Genomic DNA, 19464 nt, shown 5'->3' with positions numbered 1-19464 from the left:
TGCGGCGCAGGGGAGTTGGATGTCCGGGTGTGGCCGGACGGATCAGCGGGGCGGCAGTGCGGCGAGGACCGCGGGCAGGTCCAGGCCGAGCTGGCCGAGCACCTCGTGGTGGTCGCCGCCCTGGGTGGGCCAGCCGTGGCCGGCGTTGACGCCGACGACCTCGCAGCCGGGCAGCAGCAGAGCCAGCGCCTCGGCCGCGCCGCCCTCCTGGCGGTGCTCCTCGATCACCGTGAAGCGGCGGTGTCCGGCGGCCAACTCGGCGGCCGAGGCCGCCAGGTGGACGTGGTCGAGGTAGCCGAGGTGGGCGTGCGCCAGCTCCGGGCGCAGGGCCCGCGCCTCCAGTGCCAGCCGGGTGCCCTCCTCGCCCACCGAGACCAGGCAGCTCGCGCCCGGCTCGCCGTGGAACTCCCAGGTGACGGGCGGGAGTTCGGTGCCCTCGGTGGGCAGGCTGCGGTAGCCGGCGTTGCGTCCGGTGCGGATGTAGTGCGGCTGCCCGGAGGCCGCCGCGGCCCGCACCACCGCGCGGGTCTCCTGCTCGCCGTAGGGTGCGGCCACCGCCACGCCGGGGATCGAGCGGAGCACCGCGAGGTCCTCCAGACAGTGGTGCGTGGTGCCGAACCAGGCGCCGGAGACCCCGGCGTAGGGCGCCACCACGGTGACGCCGGCGGCCAGGTAGCCGAGGGTGAGCTTGAGGCTCTCGGCGGCCCGCAGCGCGGCGAACGGCGCGAAGGTGGAGACGAAGGGCTTGTAGCCCGCCACCGCCAGGCCCGCCGCCATGTCGATCATCGCGCCCTCGGCGATGCCGAGGTTGAAGAACCGGTCGGGGTGGGCGGCCTGGAACGGGTGGCCCTTGCCGCCGAGGTCGGCCTCCAGGCAGACGATGGCGGGGTCCTCGGCGGCCAGCCGGGTCAGCTCGTCGCGGTAGGCGTCCCGGCCCGAGAGCGGGGGCGCGGGGGCGGTGGCAGTCGTCATCGGATCATCCGCTTCCACTTGGCGGCGCGCGCGGCGTCGATGGTCACGTAGTGGGAGCCCGCCTTGCCCTCGACGGCCGGCACGCCCTTGCCCTTGACGGTGTCGGCGATCACCGCGAGCGGCCGCCGGGCCCCGGCGCGGTCGGGCTCGAGGACCGCGCCGAGCGCGGCCAGGTCGTGCCCGTCCACCTCGCGGGTCTCGAAGCCGAAGGCGGCGAACCGGGCCGCCAGGTTCGGCAGCGGGGAGATGTCCCGCACCAGGCCGTCGTTCTGGCCGCCGTTGCGGTCCACCACCAGCACGAAGTTGCCCAACTCCTGGGCCGCGGCGACCTGGCAGGTCTCCCAGACCAGGCCCTCCTGCAGCTCGCCGTCGCCGGCCACCGCGATGCCCAGCCCCGGCAGCCGGCCCAGCCTGCGGGCCAGCGCCCAGCCCGCCGCGTACGGCACGCCGTGGCCCAGGCTCCCGGTGGGGAAGCGCACGCCGGGCACCTTCGGACCGGGGTGGCCGGTGAAGGGGTGGCCGAGCTGCCCGTAGACGGGCGCCGGGTTCTGCGCCAGGACGCCGCTGACGTGCAGCGCCGCGTACAGGCCGGCGGCCGCGTGGCCCTTGCTCAGCACCACCTCGGTGCCGTCGCCGCGGGCGGCGCGGTGCAGCGCGGCGATCAGGATGTCCAGCACCGACAGGCTGCCGCCGAGGTGGCAGCCGCGCGGACTGGCGGCCATGTCGATGACCAGCCGGCGGGCCTGGCGGGCCCGTTCGGCGAGGTCGGCGCTGATGACCGGGTGGTCGGTGGTGACGGCGTGGTCGGTGGTGACCGGGTGGCCGGTGGGGCCGTCCAGCAGGGCGGTCACGATCGGCTCCCGTCGGTGAGGGCGAACCAGCGCCGCACGGCGTCGGCCAGCACCCCGCGCGCCAGCCGGTGCTCCTCGGCGCTCAGGTGCTCGATGTCGGTGTGGTCGAGCGCGGAGTCACCCGGCCCGTAGGCGACCATCGGGACGCCGTGCCAGGTGGTGGCGAGGGTGTTCATGTCCGAGGTGCCCTTCTTCACGACGTAGGTGGGACGGATGTCGGCCTGCCCGAAGGCCCGGGTGAAGGCCTTGACCAGCGGGCCCGAGCGTCCCCCGCTGTGCCCCGGGGTGGCCCGCAGCACCTCGACGGTCAGACCGTCGGCGGCGTGCTCCAGGGCGGCGGTGCGCAGCACGGCCAGGTCGGCGCCGGGCGGGATGCGGAAGTTGAGGATCCCGATCGCTCGGTGGCTGCGGTGGCCCGGCTCGCAGCGCACGTCGATCACTGCGCTGAGCGCCTCGGAGGCCTCCTTCTCCACCGCGGTGCGGATCGACTCCAGCGCGCGGAAGAGCGCGTCCGGTGCCGAGACGGCGTCCATGCCCGCGGAGTGGCCGCTGGCCACCGAGGCGGTGACCCGCAGCTTGAAGAGGCCGAAGTAGCCGAGCGTCAGCTTGGCCGCGCCGCTGGGCTCCCCGATCACCACCGCGTCGGCTGGGTAGTGGTCGCGGGCGTGGAAGGCCCCCTTGGAGGAGGAGATCTCCTCCTCGACCGCGCCCACCACCCGCAGTTGCCCGTCGGCGGGGACCTCGGCGGTGGCCAGCACTTCCAGGAAGGCGGCCAGGCTGCCCTTGGCGTCCACGCTGCCCCGGCCGTGCAGCGCGCCCTCGCGCCACTCGACCGGCCAGCGGTAGGGGACGGTGTCCAGGTGGCCGAGCAGCAGCAGCCGGCGCGGGCCCCGGCCGCGGGTGGCGACCAGGTTGCCGACCGGGTCGATCTCGGCGGTGATGCCGCGCTCGTGGCACCAGTGGAGCAGGTAGGCCGCCAGCTCCCGCTCGTCGCCGGAGACGGACGGCACGCCGACCGTGCGGCCGACCAGTGCCAGGTCCTCGGCGGGGGCCTCGGTGCGCCAGAACCGGGTCCACCCGGTGGGCTCGGCCATCGTGTGCGGGCCGGTGATGGCCACGTCCGCGGCCGAGGCCAGGGCCAGTTCGGCGGCCCGGACCTTCTGCCGCATCCGGCCGCCGGCGTAGCGGGCCGCCTCGCCCGGGTGGGCGTGGCGCAGCGTGCTGGCGGGGTCCTGCGGGTCGGTGAGCAGTCCGGCGGTGCCGGTCACCAGCCGCAGGTGGTCGGCGTCCAGCGCGGTGCAGAGCGCGGCGGCGAGCACGTCGGCGTCGACGTTCAGCGGCGTGCCGCCGTCCTGGTCGCGCACCGGCGGGCTGAGGCAGACCACGTCGTAGGCGTCCAGCAGGGCGTGCAGGCGCACGGTGTCGACGTGCTCGGGCAGGCCGACCCGGTGGTCGCGCACCACGGTGGCCTTCCCGGCCGCGGTCAGCGCCTTGAGCGGGCGGTTTGCCCGGCCGCTGACCAGCGCGCCGCGGGCGGCGACCGCGGTGAAGACGCTCAGCCCGTGCGCGCGCAGGCCCTCCTCGACGGCCGGCAGGGTGACCCGCTCGTAGGCGTCGACCAGGTGCGACATCTCCTGCGGCGGGCAGTAGCGCACCGCGTCGCCGTTCGCCAGCCGCAGCTCGGGCATCGGGCGGCCGATCGCGCGGTAGTGCCGCTCGATGCCGACCGCGCCGCCGGCCACCAGCAGCACCCGCGCGCCGCGCCGCACCAGCTCGGCGATCTCGCCGTGCACGGCGCCCCGGTCCAGGGTGGCGCTGCCGACCTTGACCACGTACAGCGGCTTCACGGCGACACCGCCGTGCGCGGCAGCCCGGTGGTCTCGGCGAATCCGCTGACCAGGTTCATCGCCTGGATGGCCTGGCCCGCCGCGCCCTTGATCAGGTTGTCCAGCGCGGTGACCGCGACGCACTGGTCGTCCTTGACGGCGATCGCCACCTCGGCGACGTTGGAGCCGTTGACGGCCTTGAGCATCGGGAAGTCCTGCGGCGCCTTGGGGGCCGGGCGGACCCGGACGAACGGCTTGCCGACGTACGCCTTGGCGTACGCCCGCTTGACGTCCAGTGCGCTGGTGCCCTCCCGCAGCCTGCTGTAGGCGGTGACCATGATCCCGCGCGGCACGTCCAGGCTGTGCGTGGAGAAGCGCAACTCCGGTGCGGAACCGGTGAACTCGGCCAGCGCCTGGCGGATCTCGGGGGTGTGCCGGTGGCCGTGCAGCTTGTGCACCCGGAAGTTGCCGGCCCGCTCGGCCACCGGCTCGGTGCTGCCGCGCCCGCCGCCGCTGGAGCCGGTCTTGGCGTCGACCACCACCTGCGGCAGCACCAGCGACTCGGCGAAGAGCGGGTAGAGCGCGTAGATGGTCGCCACCGCCATGCAGCCGGGCAGGTTGATGAACCGGCCCTGCGGCACGACCGGCGACAACTCCGGGACGTAGTAGGCGAACTCCTCCTGCGGCGGGTTGGCGGCGGTCTTCGGGTAGTACGCGCCGACCTCGGCCGCGTCCCGCAGCCGGAAGTCGCCGGCCAGGTTCAGCACCCGCTTCGCCCGTTCGGCGAGCAGCGGCAGCCGGGCCGGCAGGGCGCCGGTGGGCAGACAGCCGAAGACCACGTCGACCTCCTCCAGCTCGGCCAGCGGACGGAACTTCAGGCCGGCCGCCCCCGGGTGGTTGCGCAGCCAGGGGTGCACGGCGCCGATCGGGGTGCCGGCGCTGCGCTCGGCGGAGAGGAAGGCGAGCTCGACCTGCGGGTGGTCCAGCAGCAGCCGGATCACCTCGCCGCCGGTGTAGCCGCTGGCCCCGGCGACCGCGACGCGGATGGTGTCAGCCAAGGCGGGCCGCCTTCTCGTACGGGCGGCGGTAGTCGCCGTCCGCGACGAGCTTGCGGATCGCGTCGGGGCGCCGGGCCACCTTGGCGAAGGCGTCGGCGTAGCGCAGCGCGCGCTCGTACTCGACCGGGGCGCGCAGCTCGCGGCAGAGCACCAGGGTGGAGTCCAGCATGCCGAGGGTGACCGGGAAGTCCTGCGGCCGGTGGTCGCGCACCGCACCGGGGTTGAGCGTGAAGGGGTAGCCGCCGCCGAAGCCCGCGCGGTGCTGGAAGGGCAGGTGGCAGGGGATCGGGGTGTTCTGCCACTCGCGGGCCGGCACGCCCTCGGCGACCAGCAGCTCGTGCACCGCCTCCTTGACGGCGTGCACCGGCAGGTCCCCCAGGCCCACCGCCTCGGGGGTCAGCGTGATCCGGTACATGTTGTAGGCGTGGGTGTGACCCGGCGGCACGTACGGCGCGTGGAAGAGCCCGGTGCCGGCCAGCGCCTCGCCCAGCAGGGTGGCGTTGCGGGCGCGGACCTCGTCGTAGTACGGCAGGCGCTTGAGCTGGCTGGCGCCGAACGCGGCCGCCACCCAGGACATCTGGTAGTCGATGCCGTGCCGCTCGAGGTAGTCGACGGCGCGCCGGTGGGCCTGCTCGGTGGCGAAGAAGGCGATGCCGCCCTCGCCGCCGAGCGGGAAGTTCTTGTCGGCCATCAGGCTCTGGCCCGCCGCGTCGCCGAACGAGCCGGCCACCTGGCCGTCGATCGTCGCGGAGTGGGCGTGCGAGGCGTCCTCCACCAGGGCGATGCCGTGGCGGTCGGCCAGCGCCCGCAGGGCCGGTACGTCGGCCGGCAGGCCGTGCACGTGCACCGGCATGATGGCGCGGGTCCGCTCGGTGACCGCGGCCGCGGCGGCCTGCGGGTCCATGCAGTAGGTGCGCGGGTCGATGTCGACGAAGACCGGGACGGCGTGCGCGGCGACCACGGCCTGCGCGGTGGCGATGAAGGTGAAGGCCGGCACGATCACCTCGTCGCCGGGCTGCACCCCCGCGCCGACCAGCGCCAGGTGCAGGCTGGAGGTGCCGCTGGCCGTGGGCAGCGCGAACTCGGCTCCCACGTAACGGCGGTAGGCCTCGGCGAAGTCGGCCACCACCCGCTCGGGGGTGGCCCGCTGGGCCAGCATCAGGTTGAAGACGTCCTCCTTGGTGATGACCGGGAAGATCGTCCGGCGCAGCTCCTTGGGGATGAGTGCGTCGCCGCCGAACGCGGCCAGCTCGGCGTCGAGTTCGGCGGGGTCGGGCAGCGGCAGGGGCTTGCTGGGGAAGTCGGTGATCACGTGGTTGCTCCGGTGGTGGTGAGGGGCCGGGCGGCCTGGCCGAGCGCCATCCGGACGCAGGCGGCGACCAGCGGGCTGAGCCGGTAGTTGAACTGGACGCCGGGCACCAGGTCGGCGGAGTCCTCCTGCTGGGTCCACATCGTGCGCAGGTCGTAGGCGCCGAAGATCTTCAGTCGCTCGGCGCGGGCCCACAGCGTCGGGTCGTCGGTCAGGACCGCGGCGGCCGGGCCGAAGCCCAGACCGGTCAGGTCGACGACCAGCGCCGGTGCGCTCGACGCGCTCGCCAACTCGCCCAGGGCGTGGGCGTTCGCCGCCTCGAGGGCGATCCGGTCGAAGGCCGGCGCGCCGTCGTCCTCGCGCACCGTGACGCCCAGCCAGGCCAGGAACGCCCGGTCCCGCTCGCCGAGCCCGGGCCGGCTGATCGTGTCGCCGTGCCCGATCCCCTGGCCGGCCAGCGCGGCGTGCACCGCCGCGCTGCGGCTGTTCAGCAGGACCGCCTTGGAGCGGCCGCTCTGCTTGGTCAAAAGCCTTTCCAGACCGGGCAGTTCCCGGTCGCTCTTCTCGATGCTCATGACCACGCCCGAGGTCAGGACCCGGGTCAGTACGGTGGCCGTGTCGAACAGCTCCATCGTTGTGTCTCTCCGTCTCAGGCGGCCGCGCGGCTCAGGTTGGCCTGGTAGGTCTGCGCCACCTGGGCGGCCAGCAGGCCGGCCACGTCGACGCCGTGCTGGGCGCTGGAGCGCGCGAACTCGGGGTTGGCGTTGACCTCCAGGACCATCAGCTCGCCGGTGGAGCGGTCCTCCACCAGGTCGACCCCGTAGAAGCCCTCGCCCAGCGCGTCCACCACCTGCGCGCAGCGCTTGTGGATCTCGTCGGTGATCTCGACCCGCCGCACCTGCGCGCCCAGGTGGGTGTTGGTGCGCCAGTCGTCGGAGACCCGCTGGATGGCGACCACCGGGGTGCGCCCGACCACCACGACCCGCAGGTCGTGACCGGGCTTGTCGATGTACTCCTGGACCAGGACGGGGAAGAGCTTGCCGCCGGCGTCGGCGGACTCGCGCCCGCCCACCCAGGCGTCCACGCAGGCCTCGTCGGTCATCCGGGTGACGCCGCGTCCCCAGGAGCCGCTGACCGGCTTGAGGACGGCCGGCCAGCCCAGCGCGTCGACCGCCGCGCGGACCTGGGCGTAGCTGTACGCGTGCCGCGAGACGGGGTGCGGGATCCCGTGCTGGGCGAAGAGCAGGGCCTGCAGGCCCTTGTCGTTGCAGGTCTCGATGGTGGCGGTGCGGTTCAGCGTCTCCACCCCGACGAACTCCAGCCGCCGGGCGACGCCGATCGCCTCCCGGTGGGACAGGTTCCTGATCAGGGCGAGGCCGGGCGGGGCCGTGTGCCCCGCCACCACCTCCGCCAGGTCCTCCAGCAGGACCGGACGGGCCGGCAGCCCCTGGGCGCGCAGCGCCTGCAGGAGCAGCTTCTCGTCCGGTCGCAGCATGGTGACCGAGAGCAGGACCTCAGGCTCCGAGGAGGTCACTCGCCCCAGTCCTCCTCGACCTCGGGGGCCAGCTCGACCCGGACGGTGGCGTCGGTCTTCTCGACCACCTCGTGCTCCTGCCCGCAGGCACCGCACTCGGCGATCTCGCCCTTCTCCCAGTCCGCCTGGACCTCGAAGTCGGTGTCGCACACGAGGCACTTGGGCGTGTCGACGGCAGTGGTCATTGTCACGTTTCCCTTCTGGGGTGTTTCTGCGGTGTTTCCGGGGTTCTGCGACCCGATCGGGGATTTCTGCGAGAACGCCCATTTGGGGCGTTCGAGTACCCCGGGCAGCGCGGCCCGATCCGGCCCGCGGCCGACCGCGCAGGTGTGTGATCCGCCCGACGGGTGCCGAAACTGATGGCCCATCGGATATGGCGGAGGGGAATAAAAAGCGGGACCCGGGTGGCCCGGGGAGCCGCTACGAGAGGGTGGTTATAATCCGGAAGGTTGTCGGTGGCCGGCCCCCTGGCCGGGCCACCGAGTCCTTGTCTCTCGCTTGTTTCCGAGTCGCCGGAGAGTACGACATGCGCCGAGCAGACGTCTCAGAGTGCCGCTGTGCGAGGCCGGGCGCGGCCCGCCGCCCGGCCAGACGTCCTGCTAGTGCCAGATGACGTCACCGAGGGCGTCGGGGGCGACCGCGACGGTCGGCGCGTCGGCAGCCACCCGGACGGTGGAATTCCGCTGAGCGGTGGCCGGCGCGGCATTCGCCGCGACAAGGAAACCGCCCAGCGCAAAGATGGAAATGAGCGACAGTGCGGCGGCCTTGAGCTTCATGGTGTTCCCCCTGCGAGATGGTGACTTCTACCGGAAGCCAGCGGTTTCTCTCTCGGGGACAACCGTGCCCGAGGCGACCCGCTGCGCGCCACCCCCGCCCGGTGATGACAACTAGCAAGTGACAACCACTCAGCAGTGAAGGGCACAGAGGATGCGCACGACCGATTCCCCGGACGGCCTCCCGAACAGCTCGCCGGACAGTTCGCCGAACGGCCTGGGGAACGGCCTGGGGAACGGCTTCCCGGGCGGCTTCCCGGGCGATCGGGCACCCGGCCCCCCGGACGACGCACCGGCCCTGGGGGAGCTCCACGTGGCCCTCTACCGGTGGGCGCTGGAGCAGGGCTGGCTGGACCCGGCGAAGGCGGCGATGCGGTTGGGCGTCCCGATGGCCGAGGTGGACGCGGCCGTGCGCGACCTGGCCCGGCTGCACCTGCTGCACAGCGGCTCGCAGCGGCCCGGCGCAGCGCGGTCCGGGGCCGCGGGGGAGCCGGACGGCGCCGAGAGCGCCGGGTACCTCCCGTTCAGCCCGAACGCGGCCGCCGCCCACCTGGCCGGCCCGATCGAGGCCGAGATCCAGCGCCGCTACCGGGAGGCCGAGCGGCTGCGCGGCCACGTGATGAGCATGAAGCCGGTCTTCGAGGAGTCCTGGCAGGGGCAGTCCACCCAGCACCAGATCGAGCACCTGACGCTGCTGGACACCGTCCGCTCCACGCTGGAGCACCTCTCCGAGGCCACCCGGGTGGAGGTCGCGGCCGCGCATCCGCTGCTGCCGCCGCCGGAGGTGCTGGAGGAGGGGCTGGCGCGCACCACCGACCTGATCGCCCGCGGGGTGTCGATGCGCACGCTCTACCCGCACTCGGTGCTGGCGCACCGCTACATGCAGCAGCACCTGGTCCGGATGAGCGCGATCGGCTCAGAAGTACGGACGATCGGTCACATTCCCAACCGCATCATCTTCTTCGACTGGTCGACCGCGGTGATCGCCGACGACCAGGACAGCGGTGGCGCGGGCGCGATGGTCATCCGCGAGCCGCTGCTGGTGCGCCACCTCCAGCGGGCCTGGGAGAGCGGCTGGGACTCCGCGCTGCCGTTCAGCTCGGCGCCCAGCGGGCTGGGCTACGGCTCGGCCAAGGACGAGCTGCGCCGCTCGGTGCTGCAACTGCTGGAGTCGGGGCTGAAGGACGAGATGGCCGCCCGCCGGCTCTCCATGTCGACCAGCACCTACCGCCGCCATGTCACGGACCTGATGAGCGAGTTGGGCGCCGAGAGCCGCTTCCAGGCGGGCAGCTACGCCCGCCGCAACGGGTGGTTCGACGCGTAGGACCGGTAGCCCGTCCTGTCGCGGTGTGCCCGTGCTCGCGCCGGTGGCACCGGGCGGCCGCCGGACCGTCCGATGCCACCGGCGCGAGCACGGGCGGGGGCGCGAGCACGGGGCCGCGACGGTTTCCCCAGTCCGTCGCGGCCCCGGCTACCGATGGGCTACTGCCCTGCCTCAGGGCCCATCGGGCTCATCAGCAGGCGCCCTGGTCCGACCAGACGGCCCAGGAGGCCGGCGCGCCCGGGGTGGCGCCGGTGGAGTACCAGGTCGACAGCCACTTGTGGCCGTTGTACGAGACCTGGTCGCCCGGCACGTAGGAGGTGCTGACGCTCCAGGCCGGTACGCCGCTGCAGCCGCCACCCCCACCGGAGGTGATGGTCCAGCTGAAGGTGGTGCTGCCGGAGGCGGTGCCGGAGGTGGCGGTGACGGTGACGCTGCTGGTGCCGGCGGCGCTGGGGGTGCCGGTGATCAGGCCGGTGGTGGAGATGCTCAGGCCCGCGGGCAGGCCGCCGGCGCTGTAGCTGAGCGCGTTGCCGGCCGAGTCACTGGCGCTGACCTGCAGCGAGACGGCGGTCCCGACCGTGCCGCTCTGGCTGCCCGGGTTGCCGACCGTCACGGTCTCGACCCCACCGGAGGTGATGGTCCAGCCGAAGGTGGTGCTGCCGGAGGCGGTGCCGGAGGTGGCGGTGACGGTGACGCTGCTGGTGCCGGCGGCGCTGGGGGTGCCGGTGATCAGGCCGGCGGTGGAGATGCTCAGGCCCGCGGGCAGGCCGCTGGCGCTGTAGCTGAGCGCGTTGCCGGCCGAGTCACTGCCGTTGACCTGCAGCGAGACGGCGGTCCCGACGCTGCCGCTCTGGCTGCCCGGGTTGCGCAGCGTGACGGTCTCGCCGGTGCCACCGGAGCCGACGGTCCAGCTGAAGGTGGTGCTGCCGGAGGCGGTGCCGGAGGTGGCGGTGACGGTGACGCTGCTGGTGCCGGCCGTGTTCGGGGTGCCGGTGATCAGGCCGGCGGTGGAGATGCTCAGGCCCGCCGGGAGCCCGCTGGCGCTGTAGGTCAGCGACTTGCCCGCCGAGTCGGTGGCGGAGATCTGCAGGGAGACCGCGCTGCCGCCCTTGGTGCTCTGGCTGCCCGGGTTGGTGACGGTCACCGTCTCGCTGCTGGTGGTCCCGGCGGCGAAGCCGCTGGTGCCGTTCGGGGTGCCCCAGCCGGTCGGGCCGTCGTAGCCCGCGCCGGCGTTGCAGAAGTACGACACCGAGCACGAGCCGTTGCTGCCCGAGGTGACGTCGTTGAAGCTGCCGGTGTGGTTGTACGGGTACTGGGCGGCCCGGTCACCCGCGGTCGGTGCGCCCGCCAGGGCCCAGACCGAGGCGATGATCGGCGAGGCCGCGCTGGTCCCGCCGTAGACGGCCCAGCCGTTGCCGCCGTAGGTCTGGTAGACCGCGACACCGGTGGCCGGGTCGGCGACCGCCGAGACGTCCGCCTCCATCCGGCGCGAGCAGCCGGTGTCGTGCTGCCAGGAGGGCTTGGCGATGTAGGCCGAGCAGCCCGAGCCGGTGCCCTCGGAGGAACTGGTCTTCCAGACCGTCTCGTTCCAGCCGCGGGCGTTGGAGGAGCGGCTGAGCGCCGTGCCGCCGACCGCGGTGACGTACTGCGAGGTGGCGGGGTACTCGGCGCCGGTGTCCGAGTCGCCGGTGCTGACGGTGATCGCCACGCCCGGGTGGTTGAAGTACGAGGAGTCCGAGGAGGCGACCGAGGAGTCCTCGGAACCGCCGTAGCTGTTCGAGACGAACTTCGCGCCCTGGGCGACGGCCTGGTTCACCGCGGTGCCCAGGTCGCTGACGTTGGCCGAGGCGGCCTCCACCAGCAGGATGTGGCAGGAGGGGCAGACGGCGCTGACCATGTCGACGTCCAGCGAGATCTCGCCGGCCCAGCCGGAGTCCGGCGTCGGGTAGCTGGTGCCGCCGTGCTCGTCGATCTTGCGGAAGCAGCCGTTCGCCGTGGTGCAGGCGGGCAGTCCGTAGCTGGAGCGGTAGGTGGCCAGGTCGGACTCGGCGTTCGGGTCGTCCTGGGCGTCGACGATCGCCACGGTCTGGCCGGAGCCGCCGGCCGGCAGGTTGTAGGCGCTGGCCAGGTCGCTGGGGCCGTAGCCGGAGGGCGCCGCCGGGGCGAGTTGCGCGCGCAGGTCGGTGCGCCGCAGGGCGAGGCAGGCCAACTCGCCCGGGTGGGTCGGGACGGCGCAGGAGCGGGCCACCGTGACGCCGCTCGGGGCGGCGGCCGGTGCCGTGGGGGCGGCGACGGCGCTGCCGGCGAAGGCACCGGACATCATGGTGACGAGCAGCCCCATGACGCTGAGCGGGGCGAGGAGGGCGGACCGTGCGCGGCGTTCCGAATGGTGCGTGTCCACTCGGACTCCTTTCCAGAGCATGGCCCCTGGGTGGGGGCGGACCAGGCTCGCCGGGCGGGTCGCCCGCGAGCACATCCCGCGCGGACCGGCGCTGATCGCGGGCACGGCGAACCGGCCCCTTGTGCCGGGGCGTCGAAGGATGGGAGTGCGCGGCGCGGGGGTTGTGGGGGTGGTAACTCGACCCGCGCCGTGCGGAAACGTAGCCTGCACCCCGGGTACGGTCAATGAATCAAAGACGTAATGGCACCCTTGACCTTCGCTTGCAAAGTCGAGGGGGGACCCTTGCCGGGGCCCGGGCACCGTGGGGCCGGGCCGCGGGGGGTCCGCGGCCCGGGTGGGGCAGGGCAGGGCGGCGCGGTGCGGGGCGGGGCGGGGTGGGGCGGGGTGGGGTGACCGTGGGTCGGCCGGTGGGTCAGCCGGTGATGCGGTGTACGGCCAGTTCGGTGCGGTCGCGCACCCCGAAGCGCCGGAAGAGCCGGGTGAGACTGCCCTCCACCGACTTGACCGAGATGTGCAGGGCGGTGGCGATCTGCCGGTTGGTGGCGCCGCCCTGCACCAGCTCGACGATCTGCCGCTCCTGCTCGCTCAGCGCCCCCGGCGGCGCGTCCAGCCGGGCCAGCCGCTCGCGGGTGAGGGCCAGCCAGGGCAGGCACTGCGCGGTGGCGAAGGCCCGGGCCGCGGCGCGCAGCGCGGTGCGGGCCGCGGCCCTGCGCCGGGCCCGGCGTTCGAGGTCGCCCAGGACCAGCAGCGCCCGGGCGCTCTCCAGCGGGTAGGGGTGGCTGGCGGGCAGCGCCGCGCGCAGCTGCTCGGCGGCGCCGTGCGGGCCGCCGTCCAGCCCGACCAGCAGCGCGCGGGCCCGGGTCAGCCCGAGCCCGACCACCTGGCGCTCCAGCCGGGCGGCCTCCCGGACCGCCTCGTCCAGCACCCGGCGGGCCTGCGCGGTCTCGCCCGAGCGGGCCAGCGCCTCGATCAGGTCGGCGTCCACCAGGAAGAGCGCGGGATCGGTGAAGCCCAGGCCGCGCAGCATCGCCCGGCAGCGGCCCAGGTGCTGGGCCGCCTGCGGCAGCCGGTCGGCGAGCAGGTCGGCGCGCCCGCGCATGCCCAGCGCGTAGGCGGACCACTCGGTGTCGCCCGCCAGCTCGCCGGCCCGGATCGCGGCGTCGGCCAACTCCGTGGCCTGCTCGGCGCTGCCACCGTTGAGCTCGGCGGCCGCGCTCAGCACCAGCCCGGGGCCGGCGGTGGGCCCCAGCTCCACCCGCATCCGCCCGCCGAGCCGGCCCGCCTGGTACGCCTGGCCGCAGAGCCCGGCGCGCTCGTGCACCGAGGCGACCAGGTGCAGCACGTCGCCCAGGTCCTTGACCCGGCCGGCGTTCTCGACGTCGGTGCGCAGCTGGTTCACCGCCTCGATCGCCTCGGCGACCTCCCCGCAGCGCAGCAGCCAGACCACCAGGCAGCAGCGGATCTGGATGGCCGCGGCACTGAGCGCCGCGCCCGGCCGCCCGACGGCCAGCGCGCCGGCCCGGCGCAGCGAGGGCAGCACCGCCGCCGGGCGCAGCTGCATCTCGATCGGCGCCCGCAGCGCGATCACGTCGATCTGCTGGTCGACGTCGCCGCACTCCTGCGCGTGCCGCTCGGCGGCGGCCAGCTCGGCCAGGCCGAACTCGGTCGCACCGGTGCTGATCGCGTGGTCGGCCCGGTAGCGGCGGACCCCGGCGCGCAGCCGCGGGTCGTCCCCGGCGTCGGCCTGTGCGGCGTCGAGCAGGGCCGGGGTGCCGGAGCGGTCACCGCCGGCCAGGTCGATCAGCAGCAGCCGGGCGCCCACCCGGGCCGCCCGGTTGGGGCCGCGCAGCACCGCCGCGCAGGCCTCCTTGGCCTGATCGACCAGCCCGGCGTCATAGGCGTGCCGGGCGCCGGCGAGCAGCCGCTCGGCGGCCAGCGCCGGATCGTCCGGGGTCCGTTCGGCGGCCAGCCGGGAGAGCTCGGCGGCCAGTGCCGGCGCGCCGCGGGTCACCGCGATCCGGGCCGCGTCCGCCAACTCCCGGGCCAGCTCGGCGCCGGGGGCCGCGGTGGCCAGCGCCCGGTGCCTGGCCCGCTCCAGCGGGTCGTCCAGCAGGCCGGCCAGGGTGGCGTGGCAGGCCTGGCGCTGCGCGAGGGTGGCGTCGGCGTAGATGATCTCCCGCAGCAGCGGATGGGTGAAGCGCAGTTCGGGGCCCGGCCCGCTGGCGACCACCCCGGCGGCCAGCGCCGCGGCCAGCGCCTGGTCGTCCTGGGCCGGGTGGCGGCGGTGCGGGCGGGCGGCAGCGGCCACCAGCAGCAGGGCGTCGACCGCCTCGCGGGGCAGCGCGGCCAGCCGGTCGGCGAGCAGGCCGCGCAGGCGCTGCGGCACCGGCAGCGGTTCGTCGGTGCTCACCGGGGCCCGCGAACGCAGCGCGGCCTGGGCGAGCTCCAGGGCGTAGAAGGGGTTGCCGCCGCTGGCGCTCTGGATCCGCTCGGAGAGCCGGTCGGCCGGCGGCAAGCCGAGCCGGGTGCGCAGCAGTTCGCCGATCACCGGCCCGGGCAGCGTGCCGACCGCCAGTTCGGTGCGCGGCTCGGGCAGCAGGTCGAGACAGGCCGGCTCGCCGCCGGACTCGACCCGTTCGGCGGCGGCCACCTTGACCCGGTGCCCCTGCAGCCGGCGTGCCGCGAATCCCAGCACCTGCGCGCTGGCGGGGTCCAGGCAGTGCGCGTCGTCCAGGACCAGCAGCACCGGGCGGTCCGCGGCCAGTGCCCGCAGCAGCTCCAGGACCGCCACCCGGATGGCCAGTTGCTCGGTGGGGGCGCCGTCGCCGGGGGCGCGCAGCAGCGCCACGTCGAGGACCGCGCGCAGGTGGGGGGCGATCAGGCCGTCCTGCTCGGCGATCGGGCGCGCGAGCAGGTCGTAGAGCGCCAGGTAGGGCAGCGAGGCCTCGATCGCCGAGGAGTTGCTGCGCAGGACCAGCACGCCGGCCTCGGTCGCCTCGTCGTCGAGGGTGTCCAGGATCGCGGACTTCCCGATGCCGGCGGGGCCGGTCAGCAGGACCCCGCCGCCGTCCGCGAGGCCCGCCCGGCAGCGGACCAGCACCTCGTCGCGACCCAGCAGGACCGTCGCGTCGCTCATGGCGAAAGTCTCCACCCGGACATCCGAATTGGTCTAGTCCTTAAACGGACCTCGCTGCGGTGCCCGGATGCGGGTCTGACGGGTGGTCGGCGGCCGGCGCGGTGGCGGGGGCCTGGCTGGGGTGGCGGTCAGCAGGTACGGGGTGGCCAGGATCGCGCGCAGCGACAACCCACGCCCAAGGTTCCGTTCGGGCAGCGGGCCGCCGGTGCCCGAATTCGACCGCTTCACCGCCAATCGAGCGACTCTTGCGGGTAGTTCGGGCGGATCGGCTACGGTGTGCGCCATGACCTCAGTCCTAGTCATCGAAGACGACCCGGTCATCCGAACCGCGCTGATCGAGATCCTCACCGCGCACGGGCTGCTGGTGCGCAGCGCCCCCGACGGGTTCGGCGGCCTGCGCGAGGTGACCCGGTGGCAGCCGGACGCGGTCGTGCTGGACCTGGGCCTGCCCGATCTGGACGGCGCCGACGCGCTGCGCATGATCCGCGGCCTGTCCCAGGTCCCGGTCCTGGTGGCCACCGCGCGCGACGACGACCGGGAGATCATCAGACTGCTCAACGCGGGTGCTGACGACTATCTCGTCAAGCCGTTCTCCGGTGGTCAGTTGGTCGCCCGGCTGGCGGCCGTGCTGCGCCGGGGCGGCCCGCCCGGTGCCGCGGCGCCCGGTCGCCCCGGGGGAGGGCGGCCCGGTCCCGGTCCCGATCCGGGTACCGCCCCGGTGACCGTCGGCGAGCTGCGACTCGACCCGCTGGCCCGCACCGTCCACCTGGCCGGCCGGGAAGTGCTGCTGACCCGGCGCGAGTTCGACCTGCTGATGTTCCTGACCCGGCACGCCGGCACGGTGGTCTCCAAGAAGCAGCTGCTGGAGGAGGTGTGGCGCCGCCCGTACGTGGACGAGCAGACGGTCGACGTCCACCTCTCGTGCCTGCGCCGCAAGTTGGGCGAGCGCGCGGTGCGGCCGCGGTTCCTGCACACGGTCCGAGGGGTGGGGGTCAAGCTGGTCTGCCCGTCGTGAGGGCCACCCTCGCGCTGGTGGCGCTGACCGTCACCTCGATGGTCGCGCTCTCCTTCGTGGTCCCACTGGCCCTGCTGCTCGGAAGCCAGGCCCGCACGGCGGCCACCGACGCCGCGCAGCGCCGGGCCGCCGCCGTCGCGCCGCTGCTGGCGCTCGCCGCCGGGGACACCGGTGAGAGCGAGGTCGACCAGGCCGCCGAGGTGCGGGCGGCGGTGCGCGGCGCCGACTTCGCCGACCGGCTCTGCGTCCACCTGCCGACCGGCGAGTTGATCGGATCCCCGCACGCCCCGGCGGTGTTGCTGGACCGGGCAATCCAGCGCCGGGAGGCGGTCGGGGCCGACGCCGCGGGCGGCTGGGACTACCTGCAACCGGTGCTGCTGGACCGTGGCCGGGTCGCGGTCGTCGAGGAGTTCGTCCCGCAGGCGGAGTTGAGCCGTGGGGTGGCCACCGGCCGCGCGGTGCTGGCGCTGCTGGTCCTCGGCCTGGTGCTCGGATCGGTGCTGGTGGCCGACCGGTTGGGCGCCCGGATGGTGCGCGCCTCGCGGGGCCTGTCCTCGGCCGCGAACGCGCTGGGGGCGGGGGACCTGGAGATCCGGGTGACGCCCGCGGGCCCGCGCGAACTGCACGAGGCCGGTGCGGCGTTCAACGCGATGGCGGACCGGATCACCCGGCTGATGGCCGCGGAACGCGAGTTGATCGCCGACCTGTCGCACCGGTTGCGCACCCCGCTCACCGCGCTGCGACTGGCCGGCGAGCAGATCGGCCCGGTGCGGGGCGCGGACCGGCTGGCGGCGGCGGTGCACCAGATCGAGTCCGAGGTGGACTCGATCATCGTGGCCGCCCGGGCCCCGCAGGGCGGCTCGCCGAGCACCCCGCGCAGCGCCTCGCCGTTCGACCCGTGGCCCCTGCCGCCGAGCGGCGCCGCGGGCGAACCGGTGTGCGAGGTCGCCGAGGCGACCCGCCGCCGGGTCGGCTTCTGGTCCGTGCTCGCCGCCCAGCAGGGCCGCGACTGCCGGTTCAGCGCGACCGACGAGCCGACGCCGGTCCCGGTGTCGCAGGACGACCTCGCGGCCGTGGTGGACGCGCTGGTCGGCAACGTCTTCCGGCACACCCCGCAGGGCACCGGATTCGCGGTCGGCGTGCAACGGACCGCGCAGAGCGTGGTCCTGGTGGTCGAGGACGCCGGCGCGGGCATCGCGGACCCGCACGGCGCACCGGCCCGCGCGATGGGCGTCGGCGGATCCACCGGCCTGGGGCTGGACATCGCGCGGCGCACCGCCGCCTCGACCCGCGGCCACCTGAGCGTGCTGCGCAGCGAGTTGGGCGGCGCCCGGATCCAGGTCGTGTTCGGCCTCGCCGAGCCGCCCCGCCGCGGCCTCGGCGCGCCCTGGCGCCACCGGCGCCGCCGCCCGGCCGAGACCCTGCTCCGCGGCCGGTCCTAGCCCTTCACCGACCCCGGTCCGTACCAGCGGGTGAGCGCAACCTTAGGCGTTCGTTAAGCACCCCGGCAGGCCGGTTGCGCGGTCCCAACGGCTCGTACGATCAGGGCAGTCGGGCCCCTGGCGACCGGGGAAGGCGGGTCGGCCCGGGTGCCCTCCGTCGGCCGCGCCCTGCTCGCGCGAAGCGACCACGCAAGGAATCCAGCCCATGATCACTGACGCACCGGCTCCGGCCGCAGGCCACACCGCGCGGGCACCGAAACGCCGCCCGGGAGCACGACCGCCGGTGCGCTGCGCGGTCCTGCTGGTCCTGGTGCTGCTCCTGCTGCTGGCCTGCGCGCTGCTCGGGCCGCAGGCCGCCGCCGCGCCCATCCCCGGTTCGCCGCTGGACGCCTACGACCGGCGGGTGCCCTACGACCCGGGCGTGCACCGGATCGCCCGGCTGGCCGCGCTGCTCGCCTACGCCCTGATGGTGGCCACCGTGCTGCTCGGGGTCGTGCTGCGCCTGCGGTACTTCCAGCGGGTGGTCAACCGGGCGACGGTGCACGGCGCGCACACCACCCTCGCCCTGAGCGCCCTGATCTTCGGGGCCGTGCACGGTTCCTCCTTCCTGTACCAGCCGATCTGGCGGATCGGCGCGCGTGAGCTGGTCGTCCCGTTCGTCGGTGGCGAGCAGCGGATCCCGGTCGGCTTCGGCATCCTCGGCCTGGAACTGGCCGTGGTGGTCGCCTGTGCGCTCTGGCTGCAGCGGCGCCTGGGCTACCACCGCTGGCTGCGCGTGCACCAGTGCGCGTACGCCGCCTTCGCGCTGATCTGGCTGCACATCTTCACCGTGCACCCGGAGCCGCGCCATCTCAACGCCGTCGCGATCGGGGTCGCCGGTGGTGCGGGCCTGTGCCTGCTGGCCTTCCTGATCAGGGTGCTGCCCTCGCCGACCCGGCTGCGCCGACGCGCTTTCACCCATCTCTCGGAAACGGTGCGATGACCTCTCTCGACTACGGGCCGCCCGCAGTGCGGTGGCCGTGTGCCCAGCCCGAGCAGCCGATCCTGCCGCAGGGCTCCCCGCCGGCGCCCTGGCCCGCGCCGGTGCTCCCGCCCGCACCGATGCACCCGCCCGCGCCGGTGGCCCGGGTGCCCGCGCTGGGGGAGCGGATGGAGATCGTCGAGGGCTCGCTGCGCGCCGAGCGGTTCGCCGCCTACCGGCGCGACACCGTGCACGCGAGTCAACTGGTCGCCGCGGTGGCCTTCGACATGCCCGTGGAACTCCTCGACCACCGCGACCGGATCGGCCTGACCGGCCCCCAGCCGCGGACCAGGACCGCGCGTCGCCGGAGCGCCCGATGAGCCGCCGGACGAGCGGCGCGAACCGTTCGGGTCGCGGGCGCGCGGCCGGTCGGCGGGCGGCCCGTGGCGTGGGCCGCCGCCGGCGCGGCGGTGGCCGGTCGCCCGCCGGTCTGCCGGAGTGGGCACTGAGCCTGCCGGCCCGGCTGGGCATCCGCTGGCCCTTCATCGCGGTGGTGATGCTCGCCACCATGGGGGCCTACCTGCACCTGCTGCTGACCGCGCCGCCGATGCCGCCCGGCCAGGTGCCGGCCTCCGACACCGCCGTCGTCCGGGCCGCCCCGGACCGGTCGGCGCCGGATCCACCAGGGGCCGGTGGTCGGTGAGGAAGGCGACGTGATGACTGCTCGACCCGCTCGACTCGCACGTTCCACCTGCGGTGCCCGATCCGCTCGCGCCGCGGCGTCCGCCCGAACGGCCCGGCCCGGGCGAACGGTCCGGCCCGCGCGGCTGCGGGCGGCGCCACCACCGGGCGGCCGGCGTGG

At 74.8% G+C, this 19464-nt stretch carries 17 protein-coding genes; 6 read left to right on the top strand and 11 right to left on the bottom strand.

The window, feature by feature from the left end; all coding sequences use genetic code 11:
* Positions 1 to 42: 42 nt before the first annotated feature.
* The 9 genes from ABD323_RS09380 to ABD323_RS09340 all read right to left on the bottom strand — a co-directional run bounded on the left by ABD323_RS09380 (position 43) and on the right by ABD323_RS09340 (position 8326).
* Positions 43 to 972, bottom strand: a complete 930-nt coding sequence (locus ABD323_RS09380) for a transketolase family protein (RefSeq protein ID WP_344440794.1) — start codon at positions 970 to 972, stop codon at positions 43 to 45.
* On the bottom strand, positions 969 to 1823 hold the full coding sequence (locus ABD323_RS09375; RefSeq protein WP_344440793.1) for a transketolase: 855 nt from the start codon (positions 1821 to 1823) through the stop codon (positions 969 to 971). Before ABD323_RS09375 ends, ABD323_RS09380 begins: the two co-directional genes overlap by 4 nt.
* Positions 1820 to 3670, bottom strand: coding sequence for a M20/M25/M40 family metallo-hydrolase (locus tag ABD323_RS09370; protein WP_344440792.1), 1851 nt, complete (start codon positions 3668 to 3670; stop codon positions 1820 to 1822). Before ABD323_RS09370 ends, ABD323_RS09375 begins: the two co-directional genes overlap by 4 nt.
* A complete protein-coding gene (argC, locus tag ABD323_RS09365) occupies positions 3667 to 4707 on the bottom strand; it encodes an N-acetyl-gamma-glutamyl-phosphate reductase (protein WP_344440791.1) in 1041 nt (346 codons plus the stop codon). Before argC ends, ABD323_RS09370 begins: the two co-directional genes overlap by 4 nt.
* Positions 4700 to 6019: an aminotransferase class I/II-fold pyridoxal phosphate-dependent enzyme gene (locus tag ABD323_RS09360; protein WP_344440790.1), complete on the bottom strand. Its 1320-nt coding sequence runs from the start codon at positions 6017 to 6019 to the stop codon at positions 4700 to 4702. Before ABD323_RS09360 ends, argC begins: the two co-directional genes overlap by 8 nt.
* Positions 6016 to 6648: a PLP-dependent aminotransferase family protein gene (locus tag ABD323_RS09355; RefSeq protein WP_344440789.1), complete on the bottom strand. Its 633-nt coding sequence runs from the start codon at positions 6646 to 6648 to the stop codon at positions 6016 to 6018. Before ABD323_RS09355 ends, ABD323_RS09360 begins: the two co-directional genes overlap by 4 nt.
* A 17-nt stretch (positions 6649 to 6665) precedes the next feature.
* Entirely contained in the window at positions 6666 to 7550 is an 885-nt protein-coding gene (locus tag ABD323_RS09350) for a RimK family alpha-L-glutamate ligase (protein WP_344440788.1), read from the bottom strand.
* Positions 7547 to 7735, bottom strand: coding sequence for a lysine biosynthesis protein LysW (locus ABD323_RS09345; RefSeq protein ID WP_344440787.1), 189 nt, complete (start codon positions 7733 to 7735; stop codon positions 7547 to 7549). The genes ABD323_RS09350 and ABD323_RS09345 overlap by 4 nt, the downstream gene beginning before the upstream one ends.
* Before the next feature lie 414 nt (positions 7736 to 8149).
* Complete coding sequence (locus tag ABD323_RS09340) at positions 8150 to 8326, bottom strand: hypothetical protein (RefSeq protein ID WP_344440786.1); 177 nt, start codon at positions 8324 to 8326, stop codon at positions 8150 to 8152.
* A gap of 151 nt (positions 8327 to 8477) precedes the next feature.
* Here ABD323_RS09340 and ABD323_RS09335 point away from each other — a divergent pair, with 151 nt between their 5' ends.
* Positions 8478 to 9647: a helix-turn-helix transcriptional regulator gene (locus tag ABD323_RS09335; RefSeq protein ID WP_344440785.1), complete on the top strand. Its 1170-nt coding sequence runs from the start codon at positions 8478 to 8480 to the stop codon at positions 9645 to 9647.
* A 190-nt stretch (positions 9648 to 9837) separates the two neighbouring features.
* Here the strand turns inward: ABD323_RS09335 and ABD323_RS09330 are convergent, their stop codons facing one another.
* Both ABD323_RS09330 and ABD323_RS09325 read right to left on the bottom strand, forming a co-directional pair.
* Positions 9838 to 11988, bottom strand: coding sequence for a putative Ig domain-containing protein (locus ABD323_RS09330; RefSeq protein ID WP_425555928.1), 2151 nt, complete (start codon positions 11986 to 11988; stop codon positions 9838 to 9840).
* A 472-nt stretch (positions 11989 to 12460) separates the two neighbouring features.
* Positions 12461 to 15184, bottom strand: a complete 2724-nt coding sequence (locus tag ABD323_RS09325) for a helix-turn-helix transcriptional regulator (RefSeq protein ID WP_344440783.1) — start codon at positions 15182 to 15184, stop codon at positions 12461 to 12463.
* A 283-nt stretch (positions 15185 to 15467) separates the two neighbouring features.
* On the opposite strand from ABD323_RS09325, the gene ABD323_RS09320 reads away from it, so the two are divergent.
* The 5 genes from ABD323_RS09320 to ABD323_RS09300 all read left to right on the top strand — a co-directional run bounded on the left by ABD323_RS09320 (position 15468) and on the right by ABD323_RS09300 (position 19305).
* A complete protein-coding gene (locus ABD323_RS09320; RefSeq protein ID WP_344440782.1) occupies positions 15468 to 16199 on the top strand; it encodes a response regulator transcription factor in 732 nt (243 codons plus the stop codon).
* The gene (locus ABD323_RS09315; protein ID WP_344440781.1) at positions 16196 to 17641 is read left to right on the top strand and encodes a sensor histidine kinase; all 1446 of its coding nucleotides are present in this window, start codon (positions 16196 to 16198) and stop codon (positions 17639 to 17641) included. Before ABD323_RS09320 ends, ABD323_RS09315 begins: the two co-directional genes overlap by 4 nt.
* A gap of 205 nt (positions 17642 to 17846) precedes the next feature.
* Entirely contained in the window at positions 17847 to 18623 is a 777-nt protein-coding gene (locus tag ABD323_RS09310; RefSeq protein WP_344440780.1) for a ferric reductase-like transmembrane domain-containing protein, read from the top strand.
* Positions 18620 to 18982: a hypothetical protein gene (locus ABD323_RS09305; protein ID WP_344440779.1), complete on the top strand. Its 363-nt coding sequence runs from the start codon at positions 18620 to 18622 to the stop codon at positions 18980 to 18982. The genes ABD323_RS09310 and ABD323_RS09305 overlap by 4 nt, the downstream gene beginning before the upstream one ends.
* On the top strand, positions 18979 to 19305 hold the full coding sequence (locus ABD323_RS09300) for a hypothetical protein (protein WP_344440778.1): 327 nt from the start codon (positions 18979 to 18981) through the stop codon (positions 19303 to 19305). Before ABD323_RS09305 ends, ABD323_RS09300 begins: the two co-directional genes overlap by 4 nt.
* Positions 19306 to 19464 lie beyond the last annotated feature (159 nt).

This window comes from Kitasatospora nipponensis (assembly GCF_039528135.1).
Lineage (GTDB): Bacteria > Actinomycetota > Actinomycetes > Streptomycetales > Streptomycetaceae > Kitasatospora > Kitasatospora nipponensis.
This window is presented reverse-complemented; position numbering and strand designations above follow the sequence as displayed.

Coding starts and splice junctions, on each gene's coding strand:
- ABD323_RS09320 (WP_344440782.1), top strand. CDS start 15,468: ATGACCTCAGTCCTAGTCATCGAAGACGACCCGGTCATCCGAACCGCG.
- ABD323_RS09380 (WP_344440794.1), bottom strand. CDS start 972: ATGACGACTGCCACCGCCCCCGCGCCCCCGCTCTCGGGCCGGGACGCC.
- ABD323_RS09335 (WP_344440785.1), top strand. CDS start 8,478: ATGCGCACGACCGATTCCCCGGACGGCCTCCCGAACAGCTCGCCGGAC.
- ABD323_RS09355 (WP_344440789.1), bottom strand. CDS start 6,648: ATGGAGCTGTTCGACACGGCCACCGTACTGACCCGGGTCCTGACCTCG.
- ABD323_RS09325 (WP_344440783.1), bottom strand. CDS start 15,184: ATGAGCGACGCGACGGTCCTGCTGGGTCGCGACGAGGTGCTGGTCCGC.
- ABD323_RS09300 (WP_344440778.1), top strand. CDS start 18,979: ATGAGCCGCCGGACGAGCGGCGCGAACCGTTCGGGTCGCGGGCGCGCG.
- ABD323_RS09330 (WP_425555928.1), bottom strand. CDS start 11,988: ATGGGGCTGCTCGTCACCATGATGTCCGGTGCCTTCGCCGGCAGCGCC.
- ABD323_RS09310 (WP_344440780.1), top strand. CDS start 17,847: ATGATCACTGACGCACCGGCTCCGGCCGCAGGCCACACCGCGCGGGCA.
- ABD323_RS09345 (WP_344440787.1), bottom strand. CDS start 7,735: ATGACCACTGCCGTCGACACGCCCAAGTGCCTCGTGTGCGACACCGAC.
- ABD323_RS09340 (WP_344440786.1), bottom strand. CDS start 8,326: ATGAAGCTCAAGGCCGCCGCACTGTCGCTCATTTCCATCTTTGCGCTG.
- ABD323_RS09305 (WP_344440779.1), top strand. CDS start 18,620: ATGACCTCTCTCGACTACGGGCCGCCCGCAGTGCGGTGGCCGTGTGCC.